A 15370-nucleotide genomic window follows, 5' to 3' on the forward strand; every position below is an offset into this window, starting at 1 on the left:
GTTTTAACAAAAAGCCCTGTCAAATACATTGACGGGGCTTTTTGTTTTACGCTAGTAATGTGATCAGGATCTCTAATACATCTAACTGACTTGCTGCCTGTATCACTGTTTCAGCGAATAGATTCTTCCCTTGAGGATTGCCCAAACGAGAGTTTGAGGCAGCGAGCGCAGCTCTGAAGAGGGGTTCTTACACGCATATCGTCCCCCTTTAAAGGGGGTAGGGGGATGATTCACTCCTGCTGATAACGGCATTTCCGAAATGTAGGGACAATTCATTGTGGTTGCCCTTGCCCGAGTACTGCATACTTCTATTACAAAAGCAGAACGGTTCTTGAAACGGCCTTGTCATCCCTCTACCCCCTTCAAAGGGGGACGGAACGCGTGATAAGAGGCACGAGGGATAAATGAGGAAAGAATCTCTAACTAAGTGAATAGAATTAATTTCAAGTTCACATTGCAGATACTCTTACATTCCCGTCTCATCGGCGCTGGGGCCGTAGCTGCCGGGGATAGGTACGTTGAGCAAGCGCAGGAACACACCCAGCTGTGCCCGGTGGTGGATGATCTGGCTCATGGTCATGCGCAATACATCGTATTTAGTGGAGGTGAGATAGATGGTGTCTCCTTCTCTGAGGGTCCATTCCTCGTTCAGGTACTCATCGGTGTTTTCCATGAAGTGTTTTCTGGCATCATCAAGCATTTCCTCAAAATAGGCCAGCAATTCGGAGGTGGTTTTCACCACTCTGGGTTGGTAGGGGTTTTGGGCGAAATCCAGTTCGCTGGTCGTCAGGGTCATGCCTACCCAAGATGGCAAATCCGCGATGTGTGTAGCCAAAGTCCGGATGTCCATGCTTTTGGGGTGGGGTCTCCAGTCGTACTTATCGTCTGGAATGCGCTCCAGCATTTTATGGGTGGTGACAGCTTCCTGCTCTAGTTCTTTGGCGAGCAGATCTAGGATAGTAGTGGTGGCGACGGTGGTTTGCATCTCTGACATACGGTTAGTGGTTTAGTGATGACACAAAGAAATAGCCACCCACTGACAACCCTATGGCAGTCTACTTTTAGGAAATGAAAATTATTTTTTGAGTTCTGCTTTAAGCCTGTATTCTGAAAACAAGCCTAAAAAATATCTTTCAAACAAGCCCCCAAATCAATACGGCACAGGCAGTTGCTTCATGTACTCGCTCACGGCCATGTGCTCGGTTTTGCAGAAAGGCAGTCTGGTGTTCTTGATGGTAAGGATGCGGGATACCCTGAAGTCGCGGTAATCTTGACGGTGGTGGCACCACCCGATGAGGTGCCAGCTGTAGGCGTAGAAGATCAACCCGATGGGTTCCAGTTGCCGTTTGCTAACTTCCTCTTTTTTGTTTTTGTACCCGATCTCCAGGATGGTTTTCTCTGAGATGGCCTGTTGAATAATTCCTAGGTACTCGTAGTCATTGTTGATACACGGCGGCAGCTGCAGCTTGATGTGGTTGTTCAGGAAGTCTAGCTTTTCTTTCTGGGTGGTGCGCAGTACGGCTTTCACTTTGCTCAGCGCCGAGGCATAGTGCGTGTGGATGGATTTATCGGTGAACCCGAAGACCATGGCCTCCATCAACAGCAGCGCGTTAGCTTCCTCGGAGGTGAAGGAGACGGGTGGCAGAAAGTATCCTTGCACCACAAAATAGCCTTTGTGCGGCTCAAAGCCCACGGGCACGCCTTGTTCGCCTAACGCCTTCACATCACGGTACACGGTGCGCACGCTAATGGAAAACGCCTCGGCGATCTTCTCGGCGGTCACGTACTTCTTAGACTGCAGCAACGTCAGTATCCCGAAAAGCCTGTCTACCCGATTCATAGGCGAGTTTGTTTAAAAGAATAAAGGTTGCTTCTGACCAATCATAAAGGATGTAGGCCCAAAGCTAAAAACATATTTCAGGCTTTAGGGCGCATGCGGGCCCTTTCCCTCTTTTGGGCAAACAGCTGGTCATCCACCTCGCCCGCCTCATAGAGAAGCACTTTGATCAGGTCAAAATTCAGCTCTTTCAGGTGAAAGAAAGTTTTGGTGAACACCTGCTTCCGCTTCCCTTTCTCCAGGTAGTCTGTCTCGTCTTGCAACAGATTTCCGTTACAAAAGCCCAGCTGCACCCCTTTAGGAGCCACGTTTCCCCAGGGGATGGAAGCGGGCCAGATAAAGCAAATTCTGGTGTGTCCCACGTAAAAAGGCACATTATAGGAGAGCTTCTCGGTACACTGGGGCAAACACTCCAGTACCGTCTGGCGCAATTGCGTCACCAAGGTCCGTTCCTGCTGCGGCAGAAACGCCAGTAGCTCTTCTATGATGTCAAATTTCTGGATCTGTTCTGATTCCATGTACCCTCCTTCCTTGTGAAACGGCCCATTTCTGTCAGGATGAAGATAGCCAAAGCAAATGAATTCCTGCCTAGGTAAACCGGTAAAAAAAGCGCCTTCCCAAGGCTTAGCTCAGGAAGGCGTTTCAAGAGTGTTTTCTGGAAATCGGGTTAAATAAGGTTATCTTCTCAGGGGGGCCGTAGCTCTTACCTGGTACCCTGCAAAGCCGTAGTACATGATGTACAGGTAACACAGCAGGGGCACAATGAAAGACAATTGCACGTTGCCCGTGGCATCGGCGAGGAAGCCCTGCAGAGGCGGCACAATGGCCCCACCCACAATGGCCATCACCAGCAGCGAAGAACCTTGGCTGGTATCGGCACCCAGTCCTTTGATGGCCAGGTCAAAGATGGTTGGGAACATGATGGAGTTGAACAACCCGATGGCGATCACAGCCCACATGGCCAAACTACCCTGCGCAAAAGTCCCGATCAGGAGCAGCACGATCACCGCCGTGGCGTACAACCCTACCGTGCGGTTCGGGATAAAGCGACCCAGCAACAACACCACAAAATTCACCGCGATCAACCCCAGGATTATCAGGGCTTGGTCAAGATCGTAGAGCGCGTACACCGCCCCAAAGGTTACCAACGCAATACCGGCCATGATGCCGTATTTAAGCGAGTTGCTGCGCAGTTGGGCCAACGCTACCGCCCCGAAGAACCGCCCAATCATGGCTCCACCCCAGTAGAAAGACAGGAAGTGCTTGGCCTCAGACTCATCCAGCCCTGCAATCTGCGGCAGCTTAAGGTAGTTAATGAGCATACTGCCCACGGCCACCTCGCCGCCTACGTACATGAAGATGCAGATAATCCCCAGCACCAGGTGCCTATGCTTCAAGGCGCCTGAGCTGGCAACCGCCGCGTCTCCGCCCGTCAGGCGTGGCAGGCGGGCAATCTTGATGATCACCGCAATAACGATCAGAGCAATGGCCAGCCCCACATAAGGCATCTTCACCGAGTCTGCGTTAGCAGCGTCATTGGATACCTGGTCAAAGATGAGGTAACCGCCCAGGATTGGGGCAATGGTAGTCCCCAGGGAGTTCAAAGCCTGCGTCAGGTTCATGCGGCTGGAGGAAGACTCTGCCGGACCCAGGATAGACACGTACGGGTTAGCCGTGATCTGCAGCACCGTAATGCCCGAGGCCAGCACGAACAGCGCTCCCAGGAACAGCCCGTAGGAGTGTGAATCTGCTGCCGGCAGGAACAAGAGACAACCTACCGCCGTCACCGCCAGCCCTACAATGATACCGTTCTTGTACCCGATCTTCAGAATGGGGTCACCCTTGGTTATGGACACGATAAAATACAAAAGAGAAACAATGAAATACGCCCCAAAGAAGGCCGTCTGAATGAGCATCGCCTGCCAGTTCTGCAGCGTGAACACCTGCTGCAGCTTGGGAATGAGGATGTCGTTCATACACGTGATAAAGCCCCACATGAAGAAGAGCATGGTCACCGTCATCAGGGCGCCCGTGTAACTCTTGCCTTGGATGCCCGCGTCTGTGGCTGCGGGAGCCGAGGCTGAGCCGCTCGTTGTGATTCCTGCCATAGGTATTTGTGTTTTGTTTGGTGAAGGATACTGTTAAAAATTTCTGCTTACCAGAAAGTCGTTTGCTTACGTGAGAAGCAATTCTCTTTCAACGAAGACATTTTATTGGTTTCTACTTAAGCCAGCCCCTTCTGAAGCGTTTGCATTTGAAGGTCATTTTCTGTAAAACAGGGGCAAAACAACCCTCTCCTACTAAGCTTTTTTTGATGGCTAGGCAGCTTCCCGAAACCATTAAAAATCTATCGTTTATAGATTCTCCAAGTATACTGTTTTATCTTCAGATTTCGTGAAAAACTACCTTAAAATAACGGTAAAAGCTTTTAGCAATTTTATGCTTATCTGTTACTTAGCAAAAAGATTTGGACAGAACTCTCAGAAACCAAAGACATTTTAACACCAGAAATCTGGATAAGTTAAGAGAGGAGCTCCTACTCTTAGAAAAAGGCACAACAAGACACCAACTGAGAAAGGAGCTCTAGCAAGCGACTCTTTCGTTTTGTTTTATGAACATTCGCTTCAAGGGCTTATTTCTGCTACCAATTTGAACAGGATTGCCTAAAATGATGCACTTAACTCTTCTTTGCCCCTGAGTTGAATAACCAATAACCTGCAGGCAGGGGAGCAAACTTATAAGTAACGTTCTCCCTGCTTGCAGGCAATTGGAAACAGTAAGTCTTTAAAGCAAGAGCTTATTCTCGTAAAGCTAGAATCTTATTTGGCACCTTTTGCGGCAAAGCCTGCTTGCTGCTGCAAGGCTTCCAAAGCTCCGGTGAGGTACACCAACGGGGCGTTCCAGTTGATGGCTATTTCGTTGGAGGCGTAAGAGCAATCTGAATCAACGTACATTTCATCTGGCGTATTAGCGGTGTAGCCTTCGCACTTATCCTGCTTGTTGGCCTGTCCGTTAGTTCCGCCGGAGAGCAAGCCTGGTACTGGCTCTTTTACCCCGTCGGCCATGGAAGGGCGGTGATGCGGGTTCATGGTTGATTTCTCCCCAAACCCGGTCACAAAAGAGTACCCTACGGCATTACGGCCCAGCAAATAGTCTAAATTGGAAAGGGCGGCCTGCAGGTACTTTTTATCGCCGGTAAGTTTATAGGCCTGCACCAGCGCAATGCCTTGGTTCGCCGCTACTGAGGAGCTGCCCCAGATGTAATCTTCTTTGGCGCGGCCCATTACGGTTCGGTACGCCCCGTTTGCAGCACCAGCCACCATATCATCTGCCATCTGAAGCAGTCTCTTCCTAATTTCCGGCAGATCTTTCTGCACGGCTGCCCCTTTGCTGTCTTTGTTCCGCAGCAAAGCATAATACCCTAACAAGCGTACCTGTCCCCAGCTTGGCAACGGCATTTTAGTGTCTGGCAGCATGGGCACGGCCTTGTAATAGTTTTCTTTCTGGGTAGTGGTGTACAACTCAGCGGCAGCCCACAGGAACTCATCCTTAAAGTCCCGATCACCATACGTTCCGGTAGAAATATCGGGGTCAAAGCTCTTGTTAATCGCTTCCTGCTCATAGGCTACGTTCGGGTTTTTCTGAGCCCAATCCCAAGCCTTGGTAGCAGCCGTCAGGCAAGAATCTGATAGGCCCGGCAGTTCTTTGGAGAAGTTTTTAAACACCCGGCTGGCCTGGGCCATGACCGCGGCAAAGTTTAAGGCCGCCCCGGTGCTTTTCTGCACCACATACCGAGGGCCTGTGGCTTTCTCTGGCATGATAATTCCGTCAAAGGCAGGATTGGTCAATTTGTGGTACACGCCGCCGTCATTGGGGTCCTGCATGGCAAACATCCATCTCAGGTTCCACAACGATTCATCCAGCAGATCTGGCACCCGGTTGCCGCTCTCGGGGATGTTCAGTTTCTGGTTTTGGTAGAACTGCGGGAAATCTTCGTAGGCCGACAGCAATGTGCCCATGGTGATACCGCTGTTCACAATGTACTTGTTGTAATCTCCGGCATCGTACCACCCGAGGGGGGCGGAAAGGATGGTTCCGGCCGGGCGCTGCGCCGAAGCCGCCGAAGGATGCACTAGCACTTTTTGGTCTGGGTGCCCCGCCGGCCGATGCCATTTGCCGGCATATTTCTCGGGCAGGTCAATGGCGGTACGCTGGTAATAAAATCCTTTGATGGCTGCGGCGGCTACGTCTTGGTGTACCTGCGGCTTTATCTCAAACGGATACGATTTGCCTACCCCGGGCACTTCCAGAACATACGTCCCGTTGGCACTGAAGCCACTGAAATCAGCCACCCGGGTTGGCTTGTTAGACAGTTCCGTGGGTTTGCTCTCTGAAAGCTGGCCGGTAAACACCGTTTTAGTGCCGTCGGGAGATTTGAGGTAGAACTTGCCGCCTTTGTTCTCGCCCACCACTACCGCTACTTTGGCGGCATTTGGGTAAAAACCCACTTGATTCAGGCGAATGCTTTCCAAACCTGGGGTAGCCGTTTGCGCCTGGGCACAGGAGAAAGATAAACAGAGCAAGGCTCCGCTGAGGGTCTTGTAAAAAGTATGCATGGGTATAATCAAAATTGCGGGATCCAACACAAGGCTGCCCCCAAGATCACTATTCTGTTCTACTGCCCTGCCTCTCTGGCGCGGGCATTTTCAACTGCTTTTCTGTTGGCTAAGATAGACAGCGTGGGTGGCTCTTACGGATACCAAATGTTTCTAATCTATCCCTTTGATGTTAACCTTTTGGTCGTGTTTTCCTGAAAAGCCGCCTAAAACACATTACCTCCGCAAAGTGAATTAACTACCCTATCCTTCCTTCTTCTCCGCCAACCGGCTCTCTGCGTATTGCGAGGGCAGAATGTTATATTCTTCCTTGAAGTATTTAGTGAAGTACTTGCGGTTATTGAACCCTACCTTGTAAGCGACCTCGGCTACCGTTAACTGGCTCTTTTCCAGAAACTGTGCCGCATGCTGCAAGCGAATCTTTCTGATGAACTCCACCGGTGACTGCCCGGTAATAGCCATCATCTTTTTGTACAGGTGCACCCGGCTCACGCCCAACTCCTTGCTCATCAACTCCACCGACAGGTCTGGGTCGGCCAGGTTGTCTTCCACGTACTTGATGGCCTTCCGGATGAATTTATCGTCCAAGGACACGATTTCGTTTTCACTGGCTTGTACGCTTATCTTCTTTTCAAATACCTTCTGCAACAGCTCGCGCTGCGAGATCAGGTTTTTGATTCTGGAAAGCAGCATGTCAAAGTTGAACGGCTTGGTGAGGTAATCATTGGCGCCCACGTCTAGGCCTTTCAGTTTCTTTTCATCAGAGGCATGGGCCGTGAGCAGCACAAACGGAATCTGGGAGGTTCTGGGGTCAAACTTTATCTTCCGGCAGAAATCCATCCCATCCAGTTCGGGCATCATGAGGTCACTCACAATCAGATCTGGCAAGTGGAACAGCGCCTTTTGCCAGCCTTCTTTTCCGTCTTTAGCTTCTAACACATTGAAGTGCTGCTTAAGGCAATCTTTGAGGTAGAACCTGAAATCGTCATTGTCCTCCGCTATCAGCACCACTGGTTTATGATCAGCAGAGGGAACGGCTGGCAACTTTTTGGGCTCCGCTTCAATGCTGAGTACTTGCTCCGGCTGCTCTGTCGGTACCTCAGCTTTTACTTCCTGGCTTAGTTCTTTCACTGGAATAGTCACGGTGAAGCAGCTGCCCTGGTTAGGCATGCTGTCCACGGAGATCACGCCACCATGCAGGTTCACAAACTCCTGCACCAAAGCCAGCCCAATGCCGCTGCCTTGGTTCACCATGTGGCTAGGCACCGCATCCCGGAAGAAGCGTTCAAAGATCTTTTTCTGGTTTTCTTTGGCAATGCCAATGCCGGTATCCTTCACTTTAATTTCCAAAACCTTAATTCCTTCGGAAGCAGAATCAGAGGGATGGCTGTTCAGTTCCACACTTATGCGCCCGTGCTCAGGGGTAAATTTGAAGGCGTTGGAAAGCAGGTTAAACATTATTTTCTCCAGCTTGTCTTTGTCAAAGGAGGTATACAATTCCGGCACATTGGCCTGAAATGCCAGCGAGATGCTTTTCTTATCAGAGAGGTCCACAAAGGAGTTGACGGTTTCCTGCACAAACGCCACCACATTGCCCTCAAACAAGGAAAGCCGGATATCCTCCACATCCATCTTCTTGAAATCAAGCAGCTGGTTCACCATGTTCAGGAGCCGCTTGGCATTCTTGTTGATCATCTGGAACTGCAGGACCATCTCCGGGTCAGAAGTTGACTTCAACAGCTTCTCAATAGGGGCCAGAATCAGGGTCAATGGCGTCCGGAACTCATGGCTGACGTTGGTGAAGAACTTTATTTTAAGAACATCCAACTCGTGCAACTGCCGCGCTTCTCTTCTCTCCTGCTCTCTTTCAAACTGGGCAACAGCTTTCTTCAGCTCCATTCTTCTCACTAACACCAAGGCAACCACCACCACTATGGCATACAACAGGAAGGCCATTGGCGTTTGCCAGAAAGGCGCCAGTACGGTGATCTTCAGACTGGTCGGTGTTTTGGTCCAGACCCCGTCATTGTTGGCGGCCATCACCTGAAACTCATACTCCCCCGGGTCCAGGTTGGTGTAGGTGACTCTGCGGTCATGGTTGCCCATGCTGTGCCACTCTTTATCAAAGCCCACTAACTTGTAGCGGTATTTGTTTTTCTCTGGATGGACGTAGTTCAGGGCGGCGAATTCAATGGAGAACACGTTCTCATCGTGTTCCAAAGTAATCTCTTTGGTGTCTGAAATAGCGATTGGCAGGATAACTCTGTCGTTGAAAGGCTTGTTAGTCTCCAGGCTTTTGTTGAACAACTGGAAGTCTGTGAACACCACTCTGGGCGCTACCATGTTTTTCCTGATGCTGCCCGGGTAGAAGAGGTTGAACCCGTTTGACCCGCCAAAGATCAGTTCTCCTTTGTGGGTTCTCAGCGCGGCGTTCTCATTGAAAGCCTTGCCCTGTAACCCGTCCAGCTCATCGTAATTTCTGAAATCATAGCTATACCCCTGCCCCTTTTTCTGGATGATGAGGTTGGCCACCCCGTTATGGGTACTTACCCACAAATGCCCCTCTTTATCCTCCAGAATGGTGGTGATGGTGTTGTTAGGCAGCCCGTCTTTAGAGGTGAAGTGGGTAAAGGAGTTGTCCTGCTCATTGTACAGGTCCAACCCCTCGGTGGTGCCAATCCAGAGGTTATTGCGCCGGTCCCGGTGAATGTAGGTGATATTGTTGCTGATCAGGCTTTTAGGGTTCTTAGGATCATGGAAGAAGTAAGTGCTTTTACCGGTCTCTTTGTTGAAAACATCAATTCCGTAGCCGCCGCCCACCCAAAGATTGCCCCGGCGGTCTTCGGTGATGGAAGAAATGTAACTGCAATGGATGGGGAATTTGCCAACCCCCACGTTGGAGTGCACAAATCCATTCTGCTGCGGCTCAAACAGTTCCAAACCTCCCCTGAGGGTACCTATCCAAAGGTTGCCTTTTGAGTCTTCATACAAATCCCAGATGCTGTTATCTGATAAGCTGGTCGGGTTTCCTAACTCGTTTTTATAGTTAGTGAACTTCTTACCGTCAAACCTGGAGAGCCCTCCCATGTAGGTGCCCACCCACAGATGCTGGTTCCGGTCCAGGAGCAGACTCACAATCACGTCATTGGGGAGGCTGTTGGCATCTGCGGGGTTGTGGGCATAGCGGGTGTACTTGCCGGTAGTCCGGTCCAGGTACAACAAACCGGCCCCGTTGGTCCCTATCCAGAGATTGCCTTTCGCATCCTCGGCAAACGAGTTCACATCATCAAACGGCAAGCTGCCCGGCACCGAGGCCTGGTGCTTTAGGTGCGGAAACCGGATAATGTTCTTATGGTAGTAGTTGATCCCACTTTTGAAGGTTCCTATCCAGACAATGCCCTCGTCATCTTTGTAAAGGGTATTGATGCTGTTATGGGCCAGGCTTTGGTCAAACTCCTTGTTGTGCCGGATGTACTGCACCGTGAAAGACTTCTTATCAATCACGTTGATGCCGCCGTGGTCGGTGCCCACCCAGATTTTGCCGGGACCCTCTTCAATGAGCCCCCGTACAAGGTTATTGTTCAGCTGTAGCCGGGGAGAGTCTTTATGGAAATGCTGCAGAGCTTTGGCGGTGCTGGAATAAAAGAAAACGCCGCCTTCCCGCTCCCGCACGTACAGCCACACATCATTAGCTGAGTCAATCATCAAAGAGTAATCCAGCGCTTCCTGGCTGTACTTGCGGTAGATGTCATCATTGCGCTCTACTACCTTCAGCGTTTTTGCGTCTAGTTTCTCTAAAATGCCGTTTTTGTGCACCAGCCAAATAGAACCGCCGGAGGTCTGGCCAATGGCCGAGATGTTATTGGTACTAAGGCTGCTTTTGGCCGAGAAGGTGTGTTTCAGGTGGATGGAGTTGTGCGTGCGGGTATTGTGTTTCACCAGCCCTTGCCCCGAGAGCACAAACCAGAAGTTCCCGTCCTTGTCTTTCAGGATGTCTTCCACCACGCTGTTGGTGGGCAGGTTGTATTGTTTCAACAGAGCGTCCTGGTTCCGGTAAAACTGCTCGGTTACGGGATCAAACACGCAACTCCCTTGAAAGGTCTGGACCCAGATACGGCCATCGGGTCCTTCCATCAGTTTGGTTACATCATTGCTGATGAGGGAGGTGGTGTCATTTGACTGGTACTTATAGACTTTGAGTTTATGGCCATCGTAGCGGTTCAACCCGCCCGCAATGGTGCCCACCCACAAAAAGCCGCGGCTGTCTTTCAGAAAGCACTTCACCTGGTTGCTGGACAATCCTTGATTTATGTCTATGAGCGAAAACCTGAATTGCCCTGGCAATTGCGCCTGCACTTGGGTTAAGGAACCCAGAAGCACCAGCACCACTACTATCCATCTATTTACTCCCATGCGTGACATCCGGTAGAATTTTGCCCCAAAACCAAGAGGCGTTCCCCTATTTTACTTTACACTTATCCTAATCACTACCACCTGCTGCAGCCTCCTTGTTTTAAGGCTGCTTCTTAGAAAAAGACCCTTAAACAAAAGCCTGGCACCAACCCCTGGAAGCAGTAAGAATGGTTATCATTCCATACCCTTTCTTCAGGAGACCAATCCTAAGCGGCTTATTCCAGAGCAGGGGCTTTCCGGCAGGTTTAAAAAAACAGACCAGAAAGCACCTGTTACCCCTTTTTGAATTTTAGCTCCTTAAAGTTATCACTTTGGCAACAGAACCGCTAATTTCTCTTAGGCCACCGTGAGTTTATTAAGCTTCGGCAAGCACCTTTATAAGCCGGCATTCTCAAAGGTAGGGTCTTTGGCAGGATGGCAGAAGCATCAAATGTTTCCTTTTGGTGGTTCATTTGTTAAGGAAGGCTTTTTGCCGGAGGTCTACTCAGAAAGATGCTTTATACTTGTATTGCCACTGTTTTGGGCTTTGTGCAACAGCGGCAATACACCCTTAAACCAATCAACAGAAAAATGAAATATTTCACCCCGATGGCGTTGGTATTAGCGCTGGGGCTGCACGCCTGCAGTTCTACCCAGACAGGCCAGACTGCCAAACCAGAAGTATCCATGTCTGCGGCTACCAGTACTGCCCCGGCTTCTCAGGCCCGGGACAAGCAGATAGAGGACCTGCTCTCTAAAATGACGGTGGAAGAGAAAGTTGGCCAGATGACGCAGCTGACCATTGACCTCATCCTGAAAGACAACGAAGCAGCCACGGTTGACACTGCCAAGCTGCGCCAGGTTTTGGTGAACCACCACGTAGGCTCTATCCTGAACGTCAAAGGCCGCGCCTACACCATTGATGAGTGGCACACCGTCCTGAACGCCATCCATGACGTGACCGACAAGACCCGCCTGAAGATTCCGGTGATCTACGGCATTGACGCCATCCACGGAAACAACTACCTGGCTGGTACTACCCTTTACCCACACAACATCGGGATGGCCGCCACCCGTAACCCCGAGTTGGTAAACCGCCTGGCCCAGATCACCGCCCTGGAAACGCGAGCCGCCGGTATTCCGTGGAATTTCGATCCGGTATTGGACGTGGGCCGTCAGCCGCTTTGGCCTCGTTTTGAGGAAACCTTCGGCGAAGACGTGTTTGTGGTGAAAACCATGGGAAGCGCCGCCATCAGAGGGTATGAGCAAAATGGCAAAGGACCAGATTTCACCGTTGCCGCTTGCATGAAGCACTTCTTGGGCTACTCCTACCCATCCACGGGTAAAGACCGCACGCCTTCTTACATTCCGGAGCAGATGCTGCGCGAGATTTTCCTTCCGCCGTTCAAAGCAGCCGTGGAGGCCGGCGCTTCTACTGTAATGATTAACTCTGGTGAAATCAACGGCGTGCCGGTACACGGAAGCAAGTATTACCTGACCCAAATCCTGCGGAACGAGCTGGGCTTTGAAGGCGTGGCCGTGTCTGACTGGGAAGACGTGATTCGTCTGCACACCCGCCATAAAGTAGCTGCAACCCCCAAAGAAGCGGTAAGAATGTCCGTGGAAGCTGGTCTGGACATGAGCATGGTGCCTACTGATTTCTCGTTCTATGATCACTTGGTGGCCTTGGTGAAAGAAGGCACTATCTCTGAAGAACGCATCAACCTTTCGGTGCGCCGTATCTTGACCCTGAAGAAGAAACTGGGCTTGTTTGAACAGGTAAGACCAAATGTGGCCCTGAAAAACACCATCCACAAACCGGAGTTTGACCAGGTATCGCTGCAGTCTGCCCTGGAAAGCATTACGTTGTTGAAAAACACCAACCAGGTGTTGCCGCTCAAGAAGACAACCAAGATTCTGGTAGCCGGACCAACCGCCAACACCCTGGGGGCATTACATGGTAGCTGGTCGTACATCTGGCAAGGAACCGATGAGTCACAATATCCGACCAAAGCCAAAACCGTGTTGCAAGGATTGGTTGCCGAAATCGGGAAGAACAATGTGGTTTCCCGTTCTGTGGCTGATTTCACCAACGCGGTCAATTACAACGTGGCCCAGCTGAAAAGAGACGCCGCCCAGGCCCAGGCCATTGTGCTTTGCTTAGGCGAGAAAGCGTACGCCGAGAGCCCTGGCGTGATTGATGACCTTGACTTAGAGGAAAACCAACTGGCCTTGGTGAGAGCCGCCAAAGAAACCGGCAAACCGGTGATCATTGTGTTATTGGAAGGCAGACCACGCGTGCTTTCCTCCGTAGAGCCACTGGCTGATGCGATTGTGATGGCTTACAGACCGGCTACCTTCGGAGCTGCGGCCATTGCCGATGTGCTCTTCGGGGACTACAACCCAGACGGTGTGTTGCCTTTCACGTACCCAAGATTCTCTGGTGATGTGCTGACTTATGACCACAAAGGCACTGAGATCATCCGGGAAGACATTCCTAACGCTGCCGGAAACCGTGGGTTCAACCCGCAGTGGCCGTTTGGGCATGGCCTGAGCTACACTACGTTCGCCTTCTCTGACCTGCGCGTAGACAAAACCACCTTCGGAAACAATGACAACCTGAGAGTAACCGTGAAGGTGCGGAACACTGGCAGCAAGGCTGGAAAGAAAGCGGTGGAACTCTACAGCCACGACCAATACGCCAGCATCACCCCTGCCGCCAGACGCCTGAGAGCTTTCTCTAAAGTGTCACTGCAGCCCGGCGAGGAAAAGGAAGTGAGCTTCACCCTTTCGGCCAAAGACTTGGCTTTCGTGAATGAGGCCGGCAAATGGGTAACCGAGCCCGGCGCTTTTGACCTGATGGTAGGCGACCTGAAAACCGTTGTGACCCTGCAATAACCAAATGGTTTCCTGAACAAGCTTCCCGTTTTATGACCTGTTTCCACAAAAGCAGGCGAAAACGGGAAGCTTGTTTTCTTTACGTTGCCACGCACATCCCTTATTCTGGCAACCAAACGTCATTCTTCCATTTAACTCTCAGCACGTGCATGATCTCAGTTAAACAAATTTACCGTCTTACCTCGGCCGTTTTGGTAGCGCTGCCCCTGGTTTGCTTCAGCTGCAAAAGCACCGTTCCAGACAAACCTGCCGCTATTCAAACCCCGGTAGAGAAACACGGCGACCTCAACATTGTGGGAACCCGCCTGGTAGACCAGCACGGAAAAACGGTGCAGTTACGGGGCATGTCTTTCTTCTGGAGCCAGTGGGAAGGCGGCTTTTACAACCCGTCGGTGGTGAAGTGGCTGAAAGATGACTGGCAGAACACCGTGGTGCGAGCCGCCATGGGCGTGGACATGGGTGGTTACCTCAAGAATCCCGAGGCCGAGAAGCAAAAGGTGATCACGGTGGTGGAAGCCGCCATCAAGGAAGGTATTTACGTGATCATTGACTGGCACGACCACGAGGCGCATAAGCACACCGCTGAAGCCAAGGCTTTCTTCGGGGAAATGGCCCAGCGGTTCGGCGACTACCCTAACGTTATCTACGAACCCTACAACGAGCCCCTGCAAAACACCGACTGGGCCACGGAGATAAAGCCGTACCACGAGGCCGTTATTCAGGAAATCAGGAAACATGACCCGGATAATATCATTGTGTGCGGTACCAGAATGTGGTCACAACGGGTAGACGAGGCGGCCGAGAACCCCATCAAGGCCAAAAACATAGCCTATACCCTCCACTACTACGCCGCCACCCACAAACAGGAACTGCGCGACATCGCCACCAAAGCCATTAACAAAGGAGCCCCGCTTTTTGTGACCGAATTTGGCACCTGTGCCGCCGACGGAAACGGGAAAGTGGACGTGGCTGAATCCAAAGCCTGGTGGGCTTTCCTGGATCAACACCAAATCTCCTGGTGCAACTGGTCGGTAGCCGACAAAGACGAAGCAGCCTCGGCGCTGAAGCCTGGCACCGGCGTTTCAGCGCCCTGGAACGAAGCCAACCTCAGCACTTCGGGGCAACTGGTAAGGCAACAGCTGCTGGAGAAAGCCAAACAAGAGAAAGCCCAACCCTAACCTGGTTGTTCAACTCAGCTTTTCAACAGAAATCCCCGCGTACATTCCATTACGCGGGGATTTTGCTTTGAGGCTTAAAGTATGTTAAAGCAAGGCGTTTTAGGCAGATCTCAACGGAAACGGCTTTGAATAACATCTAGGCTTCTCCCGTCAAAACCTTGTCTCCACCTTCTTTCTCATGTTTAAATATTCTATATTCTGACAGTAAATAAAACGACAAGATACTCAAAGCTAATCCAAGCAGAAGCCCTTTCAGATAACTAAATTTTGTGACTCTCCTGCTTTTTGTTTCAAAGATCAGCACCACTACTAGATGAACAAGAAACAAAATGGTAAAGCAGAACATTGCAGCGATATCACCACCTGATGTATTCCAAGTACAGATAATAATTAACCAGAAATATAGTAAGCAGATACCTAGGTTCAGCAACAGGTTACGTTTCATTCCA

9 protein-coding genes are annotated in these 15370 nt (G+C 50.9%); 2 read left to right on the forward strand and 7 right to left on the reverse strand.

Translation table 11 applies throughout. The features are described 5' to 3' along the window. Nucleotides 1–466 precede the first annotated feature (466 nt). The 6 genes from ACW9SV_RS03875 to ACW9SV_RS03900 form a co-directional block, all read right to left on the reverse strand. The gene (locus ACW9SV_RS03875; protein ID WP_479555420.1) at nt 467–994 is read right to left on the reverse strand and encodes a DinB family protein; all 528 of its coding nucleotides are present in this window, start codon (nt 992–994) and stop codon (nt 467–469) included. A gap of 156 nt (nt 995–1150) precedes the next feature. Then, nucleotides 1151–1840, reverse strand: a complete 690-nt coding sequence (locus tag ACW9SV_RS03880; protein ID WP_479555421.1) for a helix-turn-helix transcriptional regulator — start codon at nt 1838–1840, stop codon at nt 1151–1153. Between the two features lie 77 nt (nt 1841–1917). Then, nucleotides 1918–2355, reverse strand: a complete 438-nt coding sequence (locus tag ACW9SV_RS03885) for a DUF1801 domain-containing protein (RefSeq protein ID WP_479555422.1) — start codon at nt 2353–2355, stop codon at nt 1918–1920. 159 nt (nt 2356–2514) lie between these two features. Beyond that, on the reverse strand, nt 2515–3945 hold the full coding sequence (locus tag ACW9SV_RS03890) for a sugar MFS transporter (protein ID WP_479555423.1): 1431 nt from the start codon (nt 3943–3945) through the stop codon (nt 2515–2517). A 711-nt stretch (nt 3946–4656) separates the two neighbouring features. After that, complete coding sequence (locus tag ACW9SV_RS03895; RefSeq protein ID WP_479555424.1) at nt 4657–6453, reverse strand: glycoside hydrolase family 9 protein; 1797 nt, start codon at nt 6451–6453, stop codon at nt 4657–4659. A gap of 243 nt (nt 6454–6696) precedes the next feature. After that, the gene (locus ACW9SV_RS03900; protein ID WP_479555425.1) at nt 6697–10866 is read right to left on the reverse strand and encodes a hybrid sensor histidine kinase/response regulator transcription factor; all 4170 of its coding nucleotides are present in this window, start codon (nt 10864–10866) and stop codon (nt 6697–6699) included. A gap of 492 nt (nt 10867–11358) precedes the next feature. Here ACW9SV_RS03900 and ACW9SV_RS03905 point away from each other — a divergent pair, with 492 nt between their 5' ends. After that, a complete protein-coding gene (locus tag ACW9SV_RS03905) occupies nt 11359–13743 on the forward strand; it encodes a glycoside hydrolase family 3 N-terminal domain-containing protein (RefSeq protein WP_479555426.1) in 2385 nt (794 codons plus the stop codon). A 149-nt stretch (nt 13744–13892) separates the two neighbouring features. Then, on the forward strand, nt 13893–14921 hold the full coding sequence (locus ACW9SV_RS03910) for a glycoside hydrolase family 5 protein (protein ID WP_479555427.1): 1029 nt from the start codon (nt 13893–13895) through the stop codon (nt 14919–14921). 136 nt (nt 14922–15057) lie between these two features. Here the strand turns inward: ACW9SV_RS03910 and ACW9SV_RS03915 are convergent, their stop codons facing one another. Further along, on the reverse strand, nt 15058–15366 hold the full coding sequence (locus ACW9SV_RS03915) for a hypothetical protein (protein ID WP_479555428.1): 309 nt from the start codon (nt 15364–15366) through the stop codon (nt 15058–15060). Nucleotides 15367–15370 lie beyond the last annotated feature (4 nt).

It is taken from the genome of Rufibacter sp. JT20002, from assembly GCF_056491185.1.